The sequence below is a fragment of the Pseudomonas guariconensis genome, from assembly GCF_040822035.1.
Lineage (GTDB): Bacteria > Pseudomonadota > Gammaproteobacteria > Pseudomonadales > Pseudomonadaceae > Aquipseudomonas > Aquipseudomonas guariconensis.
This window is the reverse complement of record NZ_CP162012.1, coordinates 2,330,434-2,351,810: the sequence shown is the minus strand read 5'-3', so window position 1 is coordinate 2,351,810 and position 21,377 is coordinate 2,330,434. Positions and strand designations below refer to the sequence as shown.

Below are 21,377 nucleotides of genomic sequence, written 5' to 3'. Positions count from 1 at the left end.
AATTTTTATTGAACGCTTGAATAAAGAAAGCCTGGGAGGCGCCGACACAGGAGGCAGACCCCCGATTTATAACAAGGGATTCGCCCGAAAATGCCTCTGCGACAACTCTCCATCCAGTGGAAGATCACCCTGCTGGCCGGGCTCTGCCTGGCCACCATCGTCACGGTACTGATCGGCCTTTCGCTTTACCGCATGGACCATAGCTCCGACCTGGTCAAAGCCAGCAGCATGCAGATGCTCACCGAGTCGGCCCAGGCGCGCATCGAGTCGCAAGGCGAGGTCCAGGCCTTGAACATCCGCCGCCAGTTCATGGATGCCTACCAGTACGGCGCAGGGTTTGCCCGTCAGGTGCTGTTCCTGCGCGAGCAGGCCGAAAAGCGCTTCCTGGACGCCTACGACCTGCGCGAAGACATGACCCGCCAGGTGCGCGCTGCGCTTCAGGCCAACCCCGACTTGCTGGGCCTGTCGCTGGTGTTCGAGCCTGACGCGCTGGATGGCAAGGACAAACTGTTTACCGGTCAGGCCGAACTGGGCAGCAACGAGACCGGCCGCTTCGCCCTTTACTGGTCGCAACCGCGTGCCGGCCAGCTGACCTCCATGGCCCTGCCCGAGCAGGACATGGCCAACACCGAGATCGGCCCGAGCGGCGAGCCGAACAACACCTGGTGGGTCTGCCCGCGCAGCACCGGCAAGGTCTGCGTGAGCGAGCCGTACTTCTACACCATCGAAGGCCAGCAGGTGCTGATGACCAGCATCGTGTTCCCGCTGATCGTCGCCAACAAGGTGATCGCCACCTTGTCCATCGACATCAACCTCAACAGCCTGCAGGCCCTCAGCCAGGATGCCAGCCGCAACCTCTATGAAGGCCGCACCACGGTCGGTATTCTGAGCCCTGCAGGCCTGCTGGCCGGCTACAGTGCCGATGCCAGCAAACTGGCCCACCGCTTCGACCAGGTCGACACCGCCCAAGGCGCCAGCCTCGTGGGCAAGCTGCCCGAAGGCAAGCTGCAGATTTTGCGCAACGAGCAGCGTCTTAAGGTGCTGGCCGCGTTCGAACCGATTCCTGGCGGCAAGCCTTGGGGCGTGCTGCTCGATGTGCCGGAAAGCGCCCTGACAGGCCCGGCCGAGGCGCTCAAGCAGGAACTCGACAGCCTCAACACCAGCGGCACCTTGCTGGAGCTGGGCCTGGGTCTGGCCGTGGCGATTGCCGGCCTGTTGCTGGTGTGGCTGATGGCCCGGGGAGTCACCCGGCCGATTCTGGGCGTGGCCGCCATGCTCAAGGACATCGCCAGCGGTGAAGGCGACCTCACCCGTCGCCTGACCTACGACAAACGCGATGAACTGGGCGAGCTGGCCGGCTGGTTCAACCGTTTCCTCGACAAGCTGCAACCGACCATTGCCGACGTCAAAGCGTCGGTCCAGGCTGCCCGTGGTACCGCCGACCAGTCCGCGGCCATCGCTGCCGAAACCAGCTCCGGCATGGAACAGCAGTACCGCCAGGTCGACCAGGTGGCCACTGCCTCCCACGAAATGAGCGCCACCGCCCAGGATGTCGCCCGCAGCGCGGCTCAGGCGGCCCAGGCCGCACGCGAGGCCGACCAGGCGACCCGCGAAGGTTTGGCGGTGATCGACCGCACCACCACCAGCATCGACGCCTTGGCCGCCGACATGAGCGGCGCCATGGCCCAAGTCCAAGGCCTTGCACAGAACAGCGAGAAGATCGGCTCGGTGCTGGAGGTGATCCGTTCGATCGCCGAACAGACCAACCTGCTGGCCCTCAACGCCGCCATCGAGGCGGCCCGTGCCGGCGAGGCCGGACGTGGCTTTGCTGTGGTCGCCGACGAAGTGCGCAACCTGGCACGCCGCACCCAGGAGTCGGTGGAAGAAACCCGCCAGGTGATCGAAGCCCTGCAGGCCGGGACCCAGGAGGTCGTCGGTGCCATGGACAACAGCCATCGCCAGGCCCAGGGCGGCGTCGAACAGGTCGGCCAGGCGGTCACGGCCCTGCAGCGCATCGGCCAGGCCGTGACGGTGATCACCGACATGAACCTGCAGATCGCCTCGGCCGCCGAGGAGCAAAGCGCGGTGGCCGAAGAGATCAACAACAATGTCGCGACCATTCGCGATGTCACCGAATCGCTGTCCGGCCAGGCCAACGAGTCGGCTCGGGTGAGCCAGTCGCTCAATGACCTGGCCAACCAGCAGCAGCGACTGATGGATCAGTTCCGCGTCTGAATCCTGCAGCGCCGGGGCCGCTGCGCGGCCCTTGCAACCTCGTCGTCTACACTTGCCACAACCCAAGGACCGGCAACCGACGAGGCTCTGATGAAACGAATTCCAACGCTGCTGGCCGGCCTGCTGCTTGCCGTGGGCCTGGCCAGCACCGACAGCGCAGCCGCCGAGGAGCGCACGCCGATTCACTTCGGTGCCATCGGCTGGGAAAGCGGCGCCCTGACCACCGAGATCCTGCGCCTGATCGTCGAACACGGCTTCGGCTACCCCACCGATACCCTCCCCGGCAGCACCGTCAGCATGGAAGTGGCCTTGGCACGCAACGACCTGCAGGTGATCGCCGAGGAATGGGCCGGACGCAGCCCCGCCTGGGTCAAGGCCGAACAGGCCGGCCAGGTATTCGCCCTGGGCGATACAGTGAAAAATGCCGAAGAAGGCTGGTGGGTGCCGGCCTATGTGATCAAGGGCGACCCGGCCCGCAACCTGAAGGCGCTGGCGCCGGATCTGCGTAGCGTCGAAGACCTCAAACGCTACCCTCAGGTGTTTCGCGATCCGGAAACACCGGAAAAAGGCCGCTTTCTCAATAGCCCCAGCGGCTGGACCTCCGAAACAGTCAACAGCCAGAAGCTCAAGGCCTATGGCCTGGATACCCTCTACAACAATTTCCGCAGTGGCTCCGGCGCCGCCCTGGATGCGGAAATCGGCTCGGCGATCCGTCGCGGCCAACCTGTGCTGTTCTATTACTGGAGCCCTACGCCGCTGATGGGCCGCTATGACCTGGTCCGACTCGAAGAACCGCCGTTCGACCCCGCAGCCTGGGCAACCCTCACCGACGCGAAAAACCCACACCCCAAAGGCAGCCGTTCGCTGCCCGCCAAATTGTCGATCGGTGTGTCGGCGCCCTTTCGCGAGCACTACCCAGACCTGGTGGCGGTGTTCGAGAAAGTCGACCTGCCCATCGACCGCCTGAACAAAGCCCTGGACCACATGAGCGAAACCCGCCAGTCACCACGTGAGGCTGCCTTGATGTTCCTGCGCGACCATCCAGCGGTCTGGAAGGCCTGGCTGCCCGCCGAGGTCGCCGCCAAGGTCGAGGGCGCGCTGTGAGCGCAGGGTTTCCCGATGCCTGGCAGTTCTCCTTCGCCGAATGGGTCAACCGCCTGGTCGACTGGCTGGTGCTGCGCTATGGCGATCAACTGCGCAGCTTGTCCGACCATTTGCTGCAATTGCTGGTGGGCCTGGAAAGCCTGTTGCGCTTGCTGCCCTGGTGGCTGCTGCTCCTGCTGGTCGGCCTGCTCGCCTGGCACGCCAGCCGCAGCCTGACACGCGCGCTGGTGCTCAGTGCCCTGCTGGCGCTGATCGGCATGATCGGGTTATGGGACAAGCTGCTGCAAACCCTGGCGCTGGTGCTGGTCAGTACCGGCTTGTGCGTGCTGATCGGAGTACCCCTAGGGGTCGTCCTGGCGACCCGTCCCTTGGCACGGCGCCTGGTGCTGCCGGTGCTGGACGTGATGCAGACCTTGCCGGCCTTCGTGTACCTGATCCCGGTATTGATGCTGTTCGGCCTGGGCAAGGTCCCGGCCGTGTTCGCCACCTTGGTCTACGCCCTGCCCCCCTTGGTACGCCTGACTGAGCTGGGCCTGGCGCAGATCGACCCATCACTGCTGCAAGCGGCCCACGGCCTGGGCGCCAACCGCTGGCAACGCCTGCGCCGCATCGCCCTGCCCCTGGCGTTGCCGAGCATCATGGCCGGGCTCAACCAGTCGGTGATGATGGCGCTGTCGATGGTGGTGGTAGCCTCGATGATCGGCGCCCGAGGCCTGGGCGAGGATGTGCTGTCCGGGATCCAGACACTCAATGTTGGCCAAGGTGTTGAGGCAGGGCTTGCGATCGTCGCACTGGCCATGGTCATCGACCGCATCAGCCAGGCCTACGGGCAACCACGACGTTGAGCAATGAGGCCGCGCAGCGGCCCCAAGGCGTCAGGCTCAACGCTTCATGCAGCGCTGGTAACGCTCATCGACCCTTCCTGCGAACCATGCGGTGGTCAGCTTGCGAGTGATCTTCGGGCTCTTGAGTTCGATTCCCGGCAGCACCGCACGCGGCAACGGTTTGCCCGCCTTGGCGTCCGCCAGGGCGAACACGCCTTGGTACAGATCGGTGTCCTCGAACGCCAGGCTGTCACCTTTCTCCAGCTGGCTGCGGATCTGCGGGTTGCGCAGCCCCAGCTTGACGCCCAACTTGCGCGCCGCCTGTTCAGTGCTGCCCGGCATGATCGAGCCTGGCGCAATCAGGTCGCCATCGAGCGCCAGCGTCACACCACTCGCCCGGCTGAGCGCCGCCTGGAACGCCGCGTTGCGGCTGGCGTACCAGCCCGCGTTGAAATCTGCGAAGCGATACAACTGGCGTTGATAGTGGCTGGGATACCCCAGCAGGTGGGCAATACCGAAGTACAGACCGCCACGGCGGGTGAAGACCTCCTGGCGAATCGTGCCCTCATAGCTGTAGGGATAATCCTTGGCATGGCGCTCGGCGAATTCGATGCTGACCTGCATCGGCCCACCGGTACGGACCGGGTTCAGACCGCCCAGCAGCGTACGCCCCAGCGGCAGGCCGGCGATGAAGTCATCGAACAGGCCGCTCAACTGCTTTTCGCTGCGCACGGCCATCAAGCGTTGCTGGTAGGTCTTGCCATTGCCCGACGGGGTTTTCAATGCCCCATCGACCAGCAATTTGGGAATGTGCAGCCGCGCGGCGCGCCGATCGATCTCTTCGCGGGCGATGCGGCCCAGGTTCGGCACCTGAGGATCGGCATTGAACGTCGACTCCTGCTCGGTCACCGCCAGCACCGCGCACAGGTTGCTCTTGCTTGGATTAATACGCTGGGCAGCGAAGGCAGTCTGGATATCCCGGGCCCAGCCGTCCCTGTCCTTGATCGATGCCGGCAGCAGACGCTTGACCTGAGCCTGCACCTGGGCCGGATCGGCCTCGGAAACTTCAGGCGAGGTCGTACACCCCTGCAATACCCCCAGGACCACCAAGCCCAGTGCGGCCAGCCTGCCGCTCGTCCTGGCAGTCAAGGCTGTTCGCCCACCAGGTAAGTCTTGCTGAGGTGGCGGAACAGCGGATGATCGGCGCTGCCCATCAACTCGAACAACACCATCTCGCGGGTCACCACCTGGGCGCCGGCATCGCGCATGCGAGCCAGGCCCGCCGCCTTGCTGGCGGGGGTGCGGCTGTCGCAGGCATCCTCGACCACGAACACCTGCTTGCCCAGGCCCAAAAGGCCCAGCACGGTCTGCAACACGCAGACATGGGTTTCCATGCCACAGACGATCACCTGCTCACGCGCCATCAGGCTGGCCGGCAAGCACTCGGCGGCCACGCAAGAAAAATGCTGCTTTTCCACGATCTGCGCCGCCGGCGATGCGGCCTTTAGTTCGGCCAAAGTCGGGCCAAGGCCTTTGGGGTACTGTTCGGAAATCACCGTCGGCAGCTCCAGCTCGGCGGTCGCCGCCAACAGCCAGCGTGCCCGGGCGCGGGTGCCTTCGGGGTCGCTCATGGCGTTGATGAGTTTTTCCTGGATATCGACGACCAGCAGCGTGGCCTTGCGAGGATCGATCAGCATTGTCTGCCCTAGCCTGTGAAAATGGGCAGCCCAGGGTGGGCTGCAAAGCCCACTAGGCTGGCCGAGGCAAAGGGCGACGTCAATCAGGCACAGTGTCGAAGCGGCGCCAAGGCATCGGCCAAGAGGCCCAGTACCTGGTCTTCGTGCTGATGAATGAAGAAGTGGCCACCGGGAAAGATATCAAGGGTGAACGCACCCTGCGTCTCTTGTCCCCAGGCCTGCAATTGCTCCTGGCTCGCCCGGTCGTCTGCGCCACCCAACACATGCAGCGGGCAGTCCAGGGGCGGACGGTGACGGTAGACATAGCGCCCGCACAGCAGAAAATCCGCACGCAAGATCGGCAAGGTGAGGCTCATCAGTTCCTGGTTGGCCAGCACCTCTTCGGGCGTGCCCTGCAGCTTGCGCAACTCTTCGATCAGTTCGTCGTCGCGCCGAGGTTCACGCCATTGCACGCCGTCATAGTCCTCACGGCGGCTCGGCGCCGCGGTACCGCAGGCAAACAACGCGAGCGGCGGCGGGCAACCCTGGGCCTGCAGCGCGTGGGCAAGCTCGAAGGCCAACAGCGCACCCAGGCTGTGGCCCAACAAGGCATAAGGGGCACGGGCCGATGCGCGGTGTTCGGCAGCCAGTTGCCGGGCCAGGGCCTGCATGTCGGTCTGCAAGGGCTCGCCCAGGCGCATGCCGCGACCGGGCAGTTCCACCGGGCACACCTGCAGCCAGGCCGGCACCTTGCGACGCCAACGGCGATAGACCATGGCGCTGGCGCCGGAGTACGGCAGGCACAGCAGATTCACTGCATCCACAGGCAACGCCTCATTGAACCTGGGCCTGGGCCATCTTCTGACGCAGGCTCAGCGGCCGCATGTCGGTCCAGACTTCATCGATGTAGGCCAGGCAGTCTTTTTTCAGGCCGCTCTTGCCCACGGCACGCCAGCCGTTGGGGATCGCCTTGTAGTCAGGCCAGATGGAGTATTGCTCTTCGTGGTTGACCACTACCTGGAACACGATATCGTCGCGGTCGAATACGGACGTCATTGCCTGTCTCCTTGAATGATGAGGGCCGCTGCGCGGTGCGCAGGGCGGCTATCCAACAAACGAAAGGTCGACGGCGAAAATTAGTCGCTGTCCGTGCTTTGCAAGCAGCGTGTAGGGTGGCATAAATCCAGATCCCCCTTGGCGATGCCTATTTCGGAGATCCCCCCATGCTAGGCGTGACCGACTACGGTGCTTTCGTTGTTGCGTTCCTCATCCTCCTGGCCATCCCCGGGCCTGGCAACTTCGCGCTGATCACCGCCACCGGCAAGGGTGGCATCAAAGGTGGGCTGGCCGCGACCTTGGGCGTGATCCTGGGTGATCAGGTCTTGATGTGGTTGGCGGTGGCCGGTGTCGCCACGCTGCTGGCAGCCTACCCTGCGGCTTTCCATGTGGTGCAGTGGGCGGGGGCGGCCTACCTGGCTTGGCTCGGCCTGCGCATGGTGCTGAGCAAGCCGCGGGGCGCCCCGCGCGAGAGCCGCATGGCCAGCGGGCACTATCTGCGCCAGACGATGATGATCACGCTGCTCAACCCCAAGGCGATCATGTTCTACATGGCGTTCTTCCCGTTGTTTGTCGACCCGGTGCGCCACCAGGGCGTGGTGACTTTTGCCTTCATGGCGGTGACCGTCGCCGCGCTGACCTTCCTGTATGGCCTGATCGCGGTGCTGTTGACCCATCACCTGGCCCAGCGCATGCGCGCCAACCCACGGGTGTCCAATCTGCTGGAGCGCCTGGCAGGCGCCTGCCTGGTGGGGTTCGGGATCAAGCTGGCGGCGATGCGCTGAAAATCAGGCGTCGCGCAGCAGGTCGTGGGCATCGAGCAGACGGAAGGCTACCTGCGGGTTGCGCTCGAGGCCTCGGCGGATGGCGGCCGGAATGGCCTGGCGGGTCTTGCGGCACAGCCCGGGCTGTTCCTCCAGTTCGATACTGATACCGCGCATGGTGCGGACTTCGTTGTAGCCAGGGGCGATGCGCAGGCGAATCCCCAGCTGCTCGTACAGGCGCACCTGTAGACGCTCCAGATCGTCCAGGTCCTTGAGGTGCTCCAGGCGCTCTAGCAGGCGCTTTTCTTCCTGGCGGGTCAACAGCAGGATCCGCTGGGCCTGGGGTGGGCTTTCGTGCAGCCGCTCGCGCCCGCAATCGCAGAGGCCCGGTGGGCAGGGTTGGCGAAGGGGAAGCTCGGTGATGGTCATGGAGCAAGCATAGATCTTTCCCTGTCCAACTTCATGAGTGCGTTGCGATCGGCTGTTTACACCGACACCGCACTTTTCGAGCAGCCAGGGGTCTACCCCCTCTTTTGCCGTACGCAATCGATTGCCGGCCGTTTTTTCACCATGCACAAAGCGGGGCCAAACGCCGTGTGCTTGTGTAGGATGGGCAGCTAGGCGCTGCCAGTCATAGGGAGATTTTCATGCGCGTCCTGTCATCCGTTGCCCGCTTTGCCGCCCTGACGCTGGGCCTTGTCGCCTCCACCGGTGCCTTGGCCTTTACCGGTGAAGAAGGTCAACTGATCGAGTCGATCAATGCCTATCGCAGCCAAGCCCAGCGCTGCGGCGGCGAGGCCTCCCTGGAGCTGCCGCCGCTCAACAGCGACACCCGCCTTGCGCTTTCGCCGGAAGGCACCCGGGACCTGCAACAGGCCATGAGCCGCGCCGCCTATCCCATGGTCAACGTCCAGGCGATCAGCCTGTCCGGCCCACGCGATGCCCGGGCGGCGATGAATGCCATCGAGGAAAGCTTCTGCCAGGTTGTCCTTGACCCACAATTCGTCGACATCGGTGTCAGCCAGGAAGGCCGTGACTGGCGCATCGTCTTGGCCCGCCCCCTGCTCAGCGGGCGCCTGGGTGACTGGCAGGCCGAAGGCCAGAAACTGCTGCAGGCGATCAACGCCGCACGCAAAGCGCCGCGCCAATGCGGCGGTCAACCCTTCGCCGCTGCCCCTGCCCTGAACTGGAACAACACCTTGGCCGGTGTCGCCGCCAACCACACCCGGGCCATGGCCAACCAGAACTTCTTCGACCATATCGACCGCGACGGCCGTACCCCTGGCGACCGGGCGGAGCTGGCCGGCTACCTGTACCGGCAGATCGGCGAGAACATCGCCGCCGGTCGTGACACGGCAAACAAGGTGGTCGATGGCTGGCTGGCCAGCCCCGGCCATTGCGCCACCCTGATGAACCCCGACTTCACCGAGCTGGGCGCCGCCTATGCGGTGGACCCTAAGAGCGATGCGGGTATCTACTGGACCGGGTTGTTCGGGTCGCCGCAATGATTGCCGTGGAGGTGTTCGCAACGCCGGGGGAGACTCACTACCCTGGCCTTCCCGAGGCGCGCAGCGTCAACGCCGTACAGCCAAACCTGCGGCGTACGCACTTGCCCAGGTAACTGACATCCCCCAACCCCACCTCATCGGCGATCTGCGCCAAGCCGTGACTTGAGTTGAGCAACCGCCAGCGCGCCTGCTGCAGGCGCATCTCGAGCCACCAGGCCTTGGCCGTCATGCCGTGACTGGCCTGGAACTGACGGTCCAGCTGGCGCCGGCTGATGCCCAGTTCTGCCGCCAGCTGTTCAAGGGTCAGGTTCGAGCCCAGGTGATGACGCATCAACGCGGTAGCACGCTGCACCGCACGCCCCTGCCCTGGCTCCTGCTCCAGGGAGCGCAAGGCATGGCGACTGTCGCGGGTCTCGTCCACGAGCATGTCGGCCAAGCCCTTGAGTGCCCGCGCCCGGCCACAGGCACGCGACAACAGTTCCACCGCCAGGTCGATGGCCGCCGTGCCCCCAGCACAGGAGATCCGTGCGCCATCGAAGCAATACAGCTGCTCGCGCAGCACCTGCACAGACGGGAACGAGGCGCGAAACTCCGTCTCGTGGCGCCAGTGCACCACCACTTTGTGGCCATCGAGCAAACCACAGGCCGCCAGCAGAAACACCGCATTGTCGACGCCTACCAGCTTCAGCCCCGCCCGGACAGCGCGCTTGAGCAAAGCCCGGTAACGCGGAGCCAGCGCCGCCGTCGCCGCGGCGTTGCGCCCGCCGAACAGCACCAGGTAGTCATGGCCTTTGAAGTCCACCGATTGCGCCGTGGCCTGCACCTGAACCACCGCGCCGCTGCTCGAGGGCACAGGATCGGCAGTCAGCCCGAGCAAAGTCCAACTGCAATAGCGCTGGCGACTGTAGTCTTCGTCGTCCGCACTAAAGCGCAGTTTGTCGAGGAAAGCCCCGAACGGTAGCAAGGCGAATTCCGGCAGGGGAAGGATCAACAGACGAATGTCAGGGGTCATGCAGGGCACGTCCAAAGATAACCGCAGAAAGTCCAGATATTACCTTAGCAATCTCGACGCTTACCCTAGACTGGCGCTCTTCACCCCCAAAGGCTTTCTCCATGGCGCTGGATATTTGGCTCATCTATCTGCTGGCCAGCATTGGCTTGTCCCTGACCCCTGGCCCGAACAGCCTGCTGGCCCTTACCCACGGCGCGCTCTATGGCGCCCGTCGCACCCTGTACACCATCGTGGGAGGCGTGTTCGGATTCAGCGCGCTGATTGCCTTGGCGATGTTCGGCCTCAGTGCCCTGCTGCATACCTCAGCCTCGCTGCTGCAGGTGCTCAAATGGGTCGGTGGGGCCTATCTCTTGTGGCTGGGCATTCAGCTCTGGCGTAGCCCGGCGATGCGCCTGGAGCTTGCTGAGGGCGCCACGCGTCTGGGCAACCGCGGGCTGTTCCGCCAGGGCTTTCTGTCGGCCATGGCCAACCCCAAGGTGTTGTTGTTCTATGGCGCCTTTTTGCCGCAGTTCATCGACCCTCAACGCGGGCTGGCGATGCAGTTCGTGATCATGGCGGCGACCTTTGCCAGCGTGGAGTTCGTGGTCGAATACCTGCTGGCGCGCCTGGCCTTTCGCGTGCGCCCTTGGCTGGCCAAGGGAGGGCGTGGCTTCAATCGCTGCTGCGGGACGCTGTTCGCGCTGATCGGCGTGGCGCTGCCACTGGGGCGCTGAGCCGATCTACACTCAGGGGCCTCACTGGCTTAGCACGCGAGGCCCCAATGCCCGAAAACCTGTTCACGGCCCTTCCTCCGCTCGCCCCCCAGGCGAGCGAGCAGTTCGACGAGCTTCTGCGCCGGCCGGGTCTGCGCATCGAGCGCATCGTCTCCAGTGGCCAGGCCAGCCCGCCTGGCTTCTGGTACGACCAGGCCGAAGGTGAATGGGTACTGCTGCTCACCGGCAGCGCCGGGCTCAGGCTTGAGCATGAGCCCCACGAGCGGGTGCTGCGCCCCGGCGATCATCTGGATATCCCGCCCCATTGCCGGCACCGGGTGGAGTGGACCGAGGCCGGTGTGGCGACGGTCTGGCTGGCAGTGTTCTACGGCAACTGAGGCTGAACCCCCTCTGTCGGGCCACCCTGCAACTGGTAGAAGCGCCAAGGCAGCAGCAACGCCGCCACCGCCAGGCCGCAGGCAAAACCGACCCAGACCCCGACCGGCCCCAACGGCGAATGGAACGCCAGGGCGTAGCTGAGCGGCAATGCCAACAGCCAATAGCTGACCAAGGTCACGCCCACCGGCCAGCGGTAGTCCTGCAATCCGCGCAGGGCTCCCAAAGCTGTGGACTGCAAACCATCGGCGATCTGCATGGTCGCGACCACCACGAACATCGGCACCGCGATGGCGATCACCTGCGGGTCGTCACTCATGGCCTCGGCGATCGCCCGGCCAAACACCATCAGCAGCAGGGTACTGGCCACCATCCAGGCGCTGACACTGATGAAGGTGGCGCTGCCAATGGCCTTGATACGCGCACGCTGGCCTTGGCCCTGGGCCTGGCTGATGCGGATGCTCACCGCCGCGGCCATGCCCAACGGCAGCATGTACAGCAACGAGCCGATCGACTGCACCACCTGATTGGCGGCCAGCGCCGCCGTGCCCAGCCAGCCGAGCATCCAGGCCGCGATCACCACGGCGCCAGCCTCGGCCAGGTAGCCCAGCCCCAGCGGCCAGCCCTCTCCCATCAGCGTGCGCCACCCCAACCGGGGGCCCAGGGAGGCTCGCCGGTAGACCGATAGCGAAGGCGCCAGACGCCAATAGGCAAATGCCAGCAGCACAGCCAGGGATTCGGCCAGCACGCTGGCGATACCGGCGCCCAACAAGCCCAGGGCCGGCAAGCCGAAATGTCCGTGGATCAGGCCGTAGCTCAAGGGCACGTTGAACACGACCGCACTCATCACCACCAACACCGCGGCCCACGGGCGACCGACGGCCTCCAGCACGTCCTTGAACACCACGGCCAGGCAGAACGGAATCAAGAACACCGCTATCGCCTGCCAGTACGGCGCCAGTACCTTTACGTCCGGCAACGGCACGCCGGCCCATTGCAGCACCGGCAGGCTGCCCAGCATCGCCAGGCAGCCGAGGGTGCCGACCAACAGGCCGTAACCCAGCCCCGCACGCAGTGTGCGTGCCACGCCCTCGGCATCGCCGGCACCGAAGGCATGGCCCACCCGCACACTGAGGGTGGCGAGCATGCCGTAGAGCCCAGCGTGGAAGATCAACCCGGCACTGGCCGTGAGCGAAACACAGGCCAGTACCAGCGTCCCCAGCGAGGCCAGCATCAGGGTGTCGGTCAAGCTGATCAGCTCACTGGCCGAGAGTCCCAGCACCAGCGGCAAAGCCAGGCGCAGCAAGCCCGGCAATTCGGCAAGCCATGTACGTTGAGGGTGCTGCAGGGACGCGGACATGGGACAAACCTCCAATTAGCATACGCCGCGTATGCTAATACCCCTTATTGACATACGCAACGTATGCTAATTTGCGTCCACTGTTATCTCCCAGGAGCTGCCGATGCCCGCCCCTCGCCGAACCCGAGCCGCCATGAGCGCCGAAACCACCGAGCGTTTGATCGCTGTTGCCCGCCGTCAATTCGCGGAAAAAGGCTTCACCGCCGTGGTCATGGACGAACTGTGCGCCGAGGCTGACCTGACCCGGGGCGCCTTGCATCACCATTTCGGCGGCAAGGCCGGGCTGTTCACCGCCGTGGTGACGCACCTGCTCGACGAGATCAACCAAGCGCTCGATGAGCGTTTCGCCACCCATACCGATCCTTGGGAGGGCTACCTGGACACCTGTCTGCACTACTACGACCTGCTCCATGATCCCGCCCTGCGCCGCATCCTGCTGCAAGATGCTCCCGCCGTACTCGGCCCCCGCCTGCGCGAACTCGAGGAAGAAAGCTACATCGGCCCCATGGCCGCCGGATTGATGGAGCTGCAGCACGCTGGGGTGCTGCGTGACTTCGACCCGGTGGCCATGGCGCATCTGATCAACGGCGCCATGGGCGACAGCGGTATGTGGGTGATTGCCCAGGACGACCCACAAAAGGCGGCAGAACGTGTCAAGACAGCCCTCAGATGCCTCATGGAAGGGCTTCGCCGCGCCGAATCAACGGTTTCACACTGATCACCCGAGGCGCTTGGGTAGACGCTGTTTCAGCGATTTTTCGTTCATGATCTAAGCTTTTAAGCGTTATTGGAGAGTTCCGGCCCTGCGACAATCTGACCTGAAAAATAATGTACTAACTTGTTAATTAGCTTGCTAAGGGCCTAAACTGCGCGCAGTCCCACCTGCGAGATCCCTGGCAATGACACAAACACCTCGCGCCTCTGGCGCCTCAACCTTCATCCTGGTCGGGCTCGGCGTGATCATCGCCCTGCTCGGCCTGCTTCTGGCCGTCGGCGGCGTCAAGCTAGCCATCCTTGGCGGTTCTTGGTACTTCCTGCTCGGCGGCCTGGCCATGGCCATGGCCGGCGGGCTCATCGCCCGCCGCAAGCCCGCCGGTGCCTGGCTGTTCGCCGCTTTCCTGGTCGGTACGGCGGTCTGGGCCGTGCTCGATGCAGGCTTGGCGTTCTGGCCGCTGTTCTCGCGGTTGTTCATGTTCTCGGCTATCGGCCTGGTCGTGACGCTGGTCTATCCGATGCTGGTGCGCGCCAGCGGTGGCAGCACCGGCCGTGGTGCCTACGCCGTGGCCGGCGTGCTGGCCGTCGCCTTGGCGATTGGCGTTGGCAACATGTTCGTCGCTCACCCAAGCGTCGCCCCTACCGGCAAAGGCCCTGGCATGACCCCGGTCGAACCCGGCCTGGCACAGAAAGACTGGGCGCACTACGGCAATACCGAAGGCGGCAGCCGCTTCGCCGCGCTGGACCAGATCAATCGTGACAACGTGAACGAACTCAAGGTCGCCTGGACCTATCACACCGGCGATGTGGCGCTGAGCGACGGCAACGGTGCCGAAGACCAGCTGACCCCGCTGCAGGTGGGCGACAAGGTATTCATCTGCACCCCGCACAACAATCTCATCGCGCTGGACGCGGACACCGGCAAGGAGCTCTGGAAGAACGCGATCAACGCCCAATCCAAGGTCTGGCAGCGTTGCCGCGGCCTGGCCTACTTCGACGCAACCGCCCAGATCGCCCAGCCGACCCAGCCCGACAGCTCGCCGATCGCCGCCGTCAAACTGCCCGCTGGCGCCAACTGCCAGCGCCGCCTGCTGACTAACACCATCGATGGCCGCTTGATCGCCGTCGATGCCGACACCGGCGCGTTCTGCGAAGGCTTTGGTAACAACGGCCAGGTCGACCTCAAGGCCGGCCTGGGCGATGTCCCGGATTCCTACTACCAGCTGTCCTCCGCTCCTCTGATGGCCGGCACCACCGTGGTGGTTGGCGGCCGGGTGGCCGACAACGTCCAGACCGACATGCCAGGCGGCGTGATCCGTGGCTTCGACGTGATCACCGGGCAAATGCGCTGGGCCTTCGACCCGGGCAATCCAGAGGACCGCAACGCCCCGCAAGGCGACAGCACCTACGTGCGCAGCACCCCCAACAGCTGGGCGCCGATGTCTTATGACCCGGCGATGAACACGGTCTTCCTGCCGATGGGCAGCGCCTCCACCGACCTCTACGGCGTCGAGCGCAGCGAGCTGGACCACACCTATGGCGCGTCGGTACTGGCTTTGGACGCCACCACCGGCAACCAGAAGTGGGTGTTCCAGACCGTGCACAACGACCTGTGGGACTTCGACCTGCCCATGCAGCCGAGCCTGATCGATTTCACGCGGGACGATGGCAAGACCGTCCCGGCGGTGGTGATCGGCACCAAGGCCGGGCAGATCTACGTGCTCGACCGTGCGACCGGCACGCCGCTGACCCAGGTCGACGAAGTGCCGGTCAAGCCGAGCAATATCCCTAACGAGCCGTACTCCCCGACCCAACCCAAATCGGTGGGCATGCCGCAGATCGGTGCACAGACCCTGACCGAATCGGACATGTGGGGCGCCACCCCGTATGACCAACTGCTGTGCCGCATCGATTTCAAGAAGATGCGCTATGACGGCCTGTACACCGCGCCAGGCACCGATCTGTCGCTGAGCTTCCCAGGTTCGCTCGGTGGCATGAACTGGGGCAGCATCTCCACCGACCCAGTGCATGGCTTTATCTTCGTCAACGACATGCGTCTGGGTCTGTGGATTCAGATGATCCCGTCGCAGAACAAAGGCCAGGCCACCTCCGGTGGCGAGGCGCTGAACACGGGCATGGGCGCCGTTCCCCTCAAGGGCACGCCTTATGCTGTGAACAAGAACCGCTTCCTGTCCGTGGCCGGTATTCCGTGCCAGGCACCGCCTTTCGGCACCCTGACCGCCATCGACATGAAGACCCAGCAGATCGCCTGGCAAGTGCCGGTCGGCACTGTCGAGGACACCGGCCCACTCGGTATCCGCATGCACCTGCCGATCAAGATCGGCCTGCCGACCCTCGGCGGTACGCTGTCCACCCAAGGCGGCCTGGTGTTCATCGCCGGTACTCAGGACTTCTACCTGCGCGCCTACGACAGCGGCAATGGCAACGAGATCTGGAAGGCTCGCCTGCCCGTCGGCAGCCAGGGCGGCCCGATGACCTACGTCTCGCCCAAGACCGGCAAGCAGTATGTAGTGGTCACTGCCGGCGGTGCGCGGCAATCCCCTGACCGTGGCGACTACGTGATGGCCTATGCCCTGCCGTAAACCGCGCCGCCTTCTTCGCGGATAAACCCTACCCCACCGAGACCGCGTCGCTCCCTTCGCCGGTTCTCACAAAGACTCCGAGCAGCCTTTGTGGGACCGGCGAACGGGCCCTCACAGACAACCCGAGACTCCGTAATGCCCCGCGTTATTCGCATCACCCCCGCTCTTGCGCTGGCCCTGGCCAGCACCACCGCCATGGCCGACGGCGACCTGATGACCCGCAACACCCTGACCGGTGACTGGGGCGGCTTGCGCCACCAGCTCGAGGAAGATGGCATCAGGTTCACCGGCGACTACAGCGGCGAAACGGCCTACAACGCCCACGGTGGCCTGCACCGTTCGGCACGCTACTCGCAGAACCTCAAGCTCGGCGTACAGTTCGACCTCTCGAAGCTGTACGGCCTGGACAATGCTGGCAAGGTCCAGCTGACGGTCAACGACCGCCGCGGCAACAGCGCCTCCGAGGACTTGGTGGGCAACCGCCTGCCGATCCAGGAAAACTACGGCGGCCTCTACACCCGCCTGACCGAGCTCAGCTACGAGCGCACCCTGTTCACCCCGGCACTCAACGTCAAGCTCGGTTACATGGCCATGGGCAACGACCTGGGCGGGCTCGACAGCGGCATCCTGTGCAACTTCATGAACGCCGGCTTCTGCGGCCACCCGCTGAACATGTCCGGCGGCAGTGGTTGGACCAACTACCCCAACGCGCATCTGGGCGTGAGGGTCAAATACGACTTGTCGCCAGCCTGGCAGGTGCGTGTGGCAGCGTTCAACGTCGACCCCGAAAGCAACGGCAACGCCAGCCGCGCCTGGCACCTGGGGCCCAAGCACACGACCGGCACCGTGGTCCCGGTCGAGCTGGTGTACAAGCTGCAAGGCCAACTGCCTGGCGAGTACAAGCTCGGCTACTACTACGACAGCTCCGATGCCAAACGCATCGGCCGCAATGACCAAGTGTCCGGGCGCAGCGGCCATTACCTGCTGATCGACCAGGCGGTGTGGAACGACCCAGCCCTGCCGGGCCGAAGCTTGCACGCCTTCGGCCAGTATTCGGCCTCAAGCAAAGCGGCCTCGCCGTTTACCAAGTGGTATGGCGCAGGCGTCGTGCTGTACAAGCCGTTCGAAGGGCGCCCGCGCGATACCCTGGCGCTGGGCTACGGTCGCGCCGTGCCCAACCCCCGTAGCCGCGATGTACTCGAGGACGCCGCCCAGGCCGATGGCCAGGACTTCCCCAACCTGGACAGCGCCGAACAGCTGATCGAGCTGAGCTACGGCTACCAGGCCACACCCTGGCTGAACCTGCGGCCGGATGTGCAGTACATCATCGAGCCGGGCGCATTCTCCGGGCAACGCATCGACAACGCGTTGGTGGTGGGACTGCAGGTCAAGGCGAGCTTCTGATCGATTGCACCTCGGGGCGCGGCGAAAGGGGCGCACGCGCCCCAAGGCTCATCGACCCGCGCTCAGGTGCTGCACCAGGCGAAGCAACATGGCATCGCAGGCCTTCAACTGCTCGACACTGATGAACTCATCGGGCTTGTGCCCCTGATCCATGCTGCCAGGCCCGCAGACCACCGTCGCAATGCCCGCCTGATCGAACAGCCCACCCTCGGTACCAAAGGCCACGGTGCCAAACTCCTCGGAGCCGCTGAGCAGCGCGACCAGTTGCGCCGCCTCGCTATCGGCCGGGGTCGCCAGGCCAGGGTAGGCACTGAGCGGCTTCAGGCGAATGTCACTGTCTGCGCTGACCGCACGCATGCGCGGCAGCAGTTCGGCCTCGGCGTAGGTCTGCAACTGGTCGGCCACGGCCTGGGCCTCGAAGCCCGGCAAGGCGCGCACCTCGAAGTCGAACTCGCACTCGGCCGGGACGATGTTCAGCGCCCGCCCTCCTTTGATCATGCCGGTCTGCACCGTGGAAAACGGCGGGTCGAAGCGTTCGTCATGGTGCTCGGGACGCGCCAGGCCATCGCCGATCTCGCCGAGCTTGCCGATCAGGCGCGCGGCGTATTCGATCGCATTGACCCCATAGGGCGCGTACGCCGAATGGCACGCGGCGCCGTGCACCTGGCAACGCATGGCCAACTTGCCTTTGTGGCCCAGCACTGGCTTGAGCTCGGTAGGCTCGCCGATCAGGCACAGGCGCGGTTTGTGGGGACGTTGCTCGAGGGCTGCCAGCATGGAGCGCACGCCTAGGCAGCCGACCTCCTCATCGTAGGAAAACGCCAGATGCACCGGCCATTTCAACGGCTGCGCGAGAAACGCCGGCACCGCCGCCAGCACCGAAGCGATGAAACCTTTCATGTCCGCCGTACCGCGCCCGTACAGACGCCCGTCACGTTCGGTCAACGCGAAAGGCTTGACTGTCCAGGCCTGGCCATCGACCGGCACCACATCGGTGTGCCCGGACAACACCACGCCACCCTGGTCCTTAGGGCCTATGGTGGCGAACAAGTTGGCCTTGGTGCCCTCTTCGTTGTGGAACAGCTCGCAGTCCACACCCAGCCCGGCCAGGTAATCACGAATGAAACCGATCAGCTCCAGGTTGGATTCGCGGCTGACGGTGGCAAATCCCACCAGCCGGGCCAGCAGTTCGCGACTGCTCGACTCACTCATCGCCTGGCACTCCATAGCTTGGCGCGGCGGTTGGGTTCAACGCACGGGTCACGTAGTCCTGCATCTGCGGGCGGTAGTCTTGCCACAGTTTGTCCAGCGCGCCGATAGGGTCCTCGTCCGCCCAGTCCACCCGCAGGTCCACCAGCGGCCAGGTCAGCTCACCGGCAATCTTCATCGCTGCCGAATGCACCGGCCCCGCTTCGCCGCCAGCGGCCATGGCCGCGTGCATCGCAGCCAACAGACGATCGGCCAGGTGCCCGGCCGTTTGCTCGAAGGCCGCGACCATGGCCTCGATCACCTGGATCGAGGACAACAGATTGCCTGCTGCCGCGCACTGCTCGCCGGCCACTGCGTTGTGCACGCCGAGTGCTTCCTTGCCAGTGAACAATGCCACCTGCCCCTGGCTGTCGATCACCGTCACCTGCCGGTATTCGCTCCAGCCATTGGCCGTGAGCACCCGGTCCAGCGCGGCCGCCGGCAGTTGCCCTTGCTCCAGGGCATCGAGTATTTGCGGGCCCAACGCGGGCAAGGTGATGTTCTGCGTGGCCACCGCGCCGACACCTGCACGTACCCAAGGACAACGTGCGCCTACTGCGATGCTCGATGAGCTGATGGCGATACCGAGCTGGCCGGTTTCCTGGCAACGGCCGATGATGGAAAAGGTCATGGTCTGTGGCTCCTGAGGGTCTGTCCAATGCACAGCGAAAACAACTTTTCGCGCGAATGGGAGCATTCTGGGCAGAAGCCATTGACCCACGAAACCAACTTTTTCCTAGGACCAGAAAAGGAAAAAACTAAGGCCATAAAACATCAATAAAAACGGCACTCAAATAAACAGGAAACATAGCTCAACGCCGCGCCGATCAAGGCCTTCGGTAATTTATAGGCAATCATTAGCTAAATAATATTTTCGCGTTGCAAAGCACATCCCTAGTCTGGCCTCAGGCAAAGGCGGTACCCCACCGACCTGAATAAAACCGCCTTCCAAGAAGGGCTCAGACATGACATTGAACAACATCGAAATCGACACTCTCGTGGTCGGCGCCGGCCAGGCTGGCGTGGCCATGAGCGAACACCTGAGCAAACTCGGCGTGCCGCACCTGGTGCTGGAGCGCAAGCGCATCGCCGAGGCCTGGCGCACCGGGCGCTGGGATTCGTTGGTGGCCAACGGCCCGGTCTGGCACGACCGCTTCCCGGGCCTGGAATTCGACCTCGACCCGGATGCCTTCGCCGGCAAGGACCAGGTCGCCGACTACTTCGAGACCTACGTGCGCAAGTACAACCTGCCCGTACGGACCGGCATTGAAGTGAAGAAGGTGGTACGCAACGCCGACTGCCCAGGCTTCACCATCGAAACCAACGAAGGCGTGATCCGTGCCAACCGCGTAGTGGCCGCGACCGGTCCTTTCCAACGCCCGGTGATTCCGGCCATCGCCCCGAAGGACGAGCGCCTGCACCAAATCCACTCGGCCGCCTACTACAACCCCGAGCAACTGCCCGAAGGCGCTGTGCTGGTGGTGGGCGCTGGCTCCTCCGGCGTGCAGATCGCCGAAGAGCTGATGCGCGCCGGGCGCCAGGTGTACCTCTCGGTCGGGGCCCATGACCGTCCGCCACGGTCCTACCGCAACCGCGACTTCTGCTGGTGGCTGGGTGTGCTGGGCGAATGGGACGCCGAGATCGCCAAACCGGGCCGCGAACACGTGACCATCGCCGTCAGTGGTGCCCGCGGTGGCCATACCGTGGACTTCCGCGCCCTCGCCCATCAGGGCATGACGTTGGTCGGCCTGACCCAGTCGTTCGAGAACGGCGTGGTGCGCTTCCAGGACGACCTTGCCGACAACATCCGCCGTGGCGATGAGAACTACCTGGCCCTGCTGGATGCCGCCGATGCCTACATCGAGCGTAACGGCTTGGACCTGCCGCAGGAGCCAGAAGCCCGCAAGCGTCTGCCCGATCCTGAATGCGTCAGCCACCCGCTGCGCGAGCTCGACCTGGCCAAGGCCGGCGTCAACACCATCATCTGGGCCACCGGCTACGGCGTGGATTTCAGCTGGCTGCAGGTCGACACCTTCGATGCCAACGGCAAGCCGCTGCACCAGCGCGGCGTGTCCCGCGAGCCGGGTGTGTACTTCCTCGGCCTGCCCTGGCTGTCGCGCCGCGGCTCATCATTCATCTGGGGCGTCTGGCACGACGCCAAGCATGTGGCCGGCCACATCGCCACCCAACGCACATACCTGGCCTACCGCGATCGCGAACAGCGTGAAGCGGATGCCGAGCAGTCCCCAACCTCGATCCAGAAAGTCAGCACCCTCGGAGCGCACTGATGCCTACCCATACCCGTATCCGCATGTTCAACACCAAGGCGACCTACCCCAATCAGTCGCTGGACAACGACCTCTGCCAGGCAGTGCGTGCCGGCAACACGATCTATGTGCGCGGCCAGGTCGGTACCGACTTCGAAGGTCGTCTGGTAGGCCTGGGCGATCCTCGTGCCCAAGCCGAGCAAGCGATGAAGAACGTCAAGCAGCTGCTTGAAGAAGCCGGTTCGGACATGTCGCACATCGTCAAGACCACCACCTACATCACCGACCCCCGCTTCCGTGAGCCGGTGTATCAGGAAGTCGGCAAATGGCTCAAAGGCGTGTTCCCGATCTCCACCGGACTGGTGGTGGCGGGCCTGGCCCAGGCTGAATGGCTGATGGAGATCGATGTGATCGCCGTGGTGCCGGACCAGGCGTAACACCCTGGCGTTTGCGGGGTTGCTTTGCAGCCCCCTTGCGGGCAAGCCCGCTCCCCTCAGGCGACAAGGCCTTGGGG

The 21,377-nt window shown here is 64.6% G+C and carries 21 protein-coding genes; 12 read left to right on the top strand and 9 right to left on the bottom strand.

Annotation, left to right across the window (positions count from 1 at the left end):
* Positions 1–90 precede the first annotated feature (90 nt).
* The 3 genes from AB1N67_RS10810 (at position 91) to AB1N67_RS10800 (ending at position 4,184) form a co-directional block, all read left to right on the top strand.
* Entirely contained in the window at positions 91–2,235 is a 2,145-nt protein-coding gene (locus AB1N67_RS10810; protein WP_070574642.1) for a methyl-accepting chemotaxis protein, read from the top strand.
* 90 nt (positions 2,236–2,325) lie between these two features.
* On the top strand, positions 2,326–3,339 hold the full coding sequence (locus tag AB1N67_RS10805) for an ABC transporter substrate-binding protein (RefSeq protein ID WP_367863793.1): 1,014 nt from the start codon (positions 2,326–2,328) through the stop codon (positions 3,337–3,339).
* Positions 3,336–4,184 (top strand): proline/glycine betaine ABC transporter permease, encoded by an 849-nt coding sequence (locus AB1N67_RS10800; RefSeq protein ID WP_043211287.1) that lies wholly within the window; start codon positions 3,336–3,338, stop codon positions 4,182–4,184. The genes AB1N67_RS10805 and AB1N67_RS10800 overlap by 4 nt, the downstream gene beginning before the upstream one ends.
* Positions 4,185–4,220: 36 nt before the next feature.
* Here the strand turns inward: AB1N67_RS10800 and AB1N67_RS10795 are convergent, their stop codons facing one another.
* The 4 genes from AB1N67_RS10795 to AB1N67_RS10780 all read right to left on the bottom strand — a co-directional run bounded on the left by AB1N67_RS10795 (position 4,221) and on the right by AB1N67_RS10780 (position 6,895).
* On the bottom strand, positions 4,221–5,273 hold the full coding sequence (locus tag AB1N67_RS10795) for a DUF1615 domain-containing protein (RefSeq protein ID WP_090342339.1): 1,053 nt from the start codon (positions 5,271–5,273) through the stop codon (positions 4,221–4,223).
* A gap of 35 nt (positions 5,274–5,308) precedes the next feature.
* Positions 5,309–5,860 (bottom strand): hydrolase, encoded by a 552-nt coding sequence (locus tag AB1N67_RS10790; protein ID WP_043211289.1) that lies wholly within the window; start codon positions 5,858–5,860, stop codon positions 5,309–5,311.
* A gap of 83 nt (positions 5,861–5,943) precedes the next feature.
* The gene (locus AB1N67_RS10785; RefSeq protein WP_367863792.1) at positions 5,944–6,663 is read right to left on the bottom strand and encodes a thioesterase II family protein; all 720 of its coding nucleotides are present in this window, start codon (positions 6,661–6,663) and stop codon (positions 5,944–5,946) included.
* Between the two features lie 10 nt (positions 6,664–6,673).
* Entirely contained in the window at positions 6,674–6,895 is a 222-nt protein-coding gene (locus AB1N67_RS10780) for an MbtH family protein (protein WP_043211294.1), read from the bottom strand.
* Positions 6,896–7,062: 167 nt separating this feature from the next.
* Between AB1N67_RS10780 and AB1N67_RS10775 the strand changes: the two genes are divergently transcribed.
* On the top strand, positions 7,063–7,680 hold the full coding sequence (locus tag AB1N67_RS10775) for a LysE family transporter (RefSeq protein ID WP_367863791.1): 618 nt from the start codon (positions 7,063–7,065) through the stop codon (positions 7,678–7,680).
* 3 nt (positions 7,681–7,683) lie between these two features.
* Here the strand turns inward: AB1N67_RS10775 and AB1N67_RS10770 are convergent, their stop codons facing one another.
* Positions 7,684–8,088, bottom strand: a complete 405-nt coding sequence (locus AB1N67_RS10770) for a hypothetical protein (RefSeq protein WP_182818875.1) — start codon at positions 8,086–8,088, stop codon at positions 7,684–7,686.
* 218 nt (positions 8,089–8,306) lie between these two features.
* On the opposite strand from AB1N67_RS10770, the gene AB1N67_RS10765 reads away from it, so the two are divergent.
* Positions 8,307–9,167 (top strand): CAP domain-containing protein, encoded by an 861-nt coding sequence (locus tag AB1N67_RS10765; RefSeq protein ID WP_043211300.1) that lies wholly within the window; start codon positions 8,307–8,309, stop codon positions 9,165–9,167.
* Between the two features lie 37 nt (positions 9,168–9,204).
* Here AB1N67_RS10765 and AB1N67_RS10760 read toward each other — a convergent pair whose 3' ends face one another.
* Positions 9,205–10,179: a GlxA family transcriptional regulator gene (locus AB1N67_RS10760; protein ID WP_253132703.1), complete on the bottom strand. Its 975-nt coding sequence runs from the start codon at positions 10,177–10,179 to the stop codon at positions 9,205–9,207.
* A gap of 101 nt (positions 10,180–10,280) precedes the next feature.
* Here AB1N67_RS10760 and AB1N67_RS10755 point away from each other — a divergent pair, with 101 nt between their 5' ends.
* Together AB1N67_RS10755 and AB1N67_RS10750 are read left to right on the top strand one after the other, a co-directional pair.
* The gene (locus AB1N67_RS10755) at positions 10,281–10,892 is read left to right on the top strand and encodes a LysE family translocator (RefSeq protein WP_182818872.1); all 612 of its coding nucleotides are present in this window, start codon (positions 10,281–10,283) and stop codon (positions 10,890–10,892) included.
* 47 nt (positions 10,893–10,939) lie between these two features.
* On the top strand, positions 10,940–11,269 hold the full coding sequence (locus AB1N67_RS10750) for a cupin (RefSeq protein ID WP_043211307.1): 330 nt from the start codon (positions 10,940–10,942) through the stop codon (positions 11,267–11,269).
* On the opposite strand, the gene AB1N67_RS10745 is transcribed toward AB1N67_RS10750, so the two are convergent.
* Positions 11,257–12,627: an MATE family efflux transporter gene (locus AB1N67_RS10745; RefSeq protein WP_367863790.1), complete on the bottom strand. Its 1,371-nt coding sequence runs from the start codon at positions 12,625–12,627 to the stop codon at positions 11,257–11,259. The genes AB1N67_RS10750 and AB1N67_RS10745 overlap by 13 nt on opposite strands.
* A 103-nt stretch (positions 12,628–12,730) precedes the next feature.
* On the opposite strand from AB1N67_RS10745, the gene AB1N67_RS10740 reads away from it, so the two are divergent.
* The 3 genes from AB1N67_RS10740 (at position 12,731) to AB1N67_RS10730 (ending at position 17,348) form a co-directional block, all read left to right on the top strand.
* Entirely contained in the window at positions 12,731–13,345 is a 615-nt protein-coding gene (locus AB1N67_RS10740; protein ID WP_043211308.1) for a TetR/AcrR family transcriptional regulator, read from the top strand.
* A 181-nt stretch (positions 13,346–13,526) separates the two neighbouring features.
* Positions 13,527–15,944, top strand: a complete 2,418-nt coding sequence (locus tag AB1N67_RS10735) for a glucose/quinate/shikimate family membrane-bound PQQ-dependent dehydrogenase (RefSeq protein ID WP_102082593.1) — start codon at positions 13,527–13,529, stop codon at positions 15,942–15,944.
* Between the two features lie 135 nt (positions 15,945–16,079).
* Positions 16,080–17,348, top strand: coding sequence for a carbohydrate porin (locus tag AB1N67_RS10730; RefSeq protein WP_043211311.1), 1,269 nt, complete (start codon positions 16,080–16,082; stop codon positions 17,346–17,348).
* A gap of 48 nt (positions 17,349–17,396) precedes the next feature.
* Here AB1N67_RS10730 and argE read toward each other — a convergent pair whose 3' ends face one another.
* Positions 17,397–18,560 (bottom strand): acetylornithine deacetylase, encoded by a 1,164-nt coding sequence (gene argE, locus AB1N67_RS10725; RefSeq protein WP_182940950.1) that lies wholly within the window; start codon positions 18,558–18,560, stop codon positions 17,397–17,399.
* The gene (locus tag AB1N67_RS10720) at positions 18,553–19,227 is read right to left on the bottom strand and encodes a DUF1028 domain-containing protein (RefSeq protein ID WP_043211313.1); all 675 of its coding nucleotides are present in this window, start codon (positions 19,225–19,227) and stop codon (positions 18,553–18,555) included. The genes argE and AB1N67_RS10720 overlap by 8 nt, the downstream gene beginning before the upstream one ends.
* 334 nt (positions 19,228–19,561) lie before the next feature.
* Here AB1N67_RS10720 and AB1N67_RS10715 point away from each other — a divergent pair, with 334 nt between their 5' ends.
* Complete coding sequence (locus tag AB1N67_RS10715) at positions 19,562–20,884, top strand: NAD(P)/FAD-dependent oxidoreductase (protein ID WP_197853384.1); 1,323 nt, start codon at positions 19,562–19,564, stop codon at positions 20,882–20,884.
* A complete protein-coding gene (locus AB1N67_RS10710; RefSeq protein WP_043211317.1) occupies positions 20,884–21,300 on the top strand; it encodes a RidA family protein in 417 nt (138 codons plus the stop codon). Before AB1N67_RS10715 ends, AB1N67_RS10710 begins: the two co-directional genes overlap by 1 nt.
* Positions 21,301–21,377 lie beyond the last annotated feature (77 nt).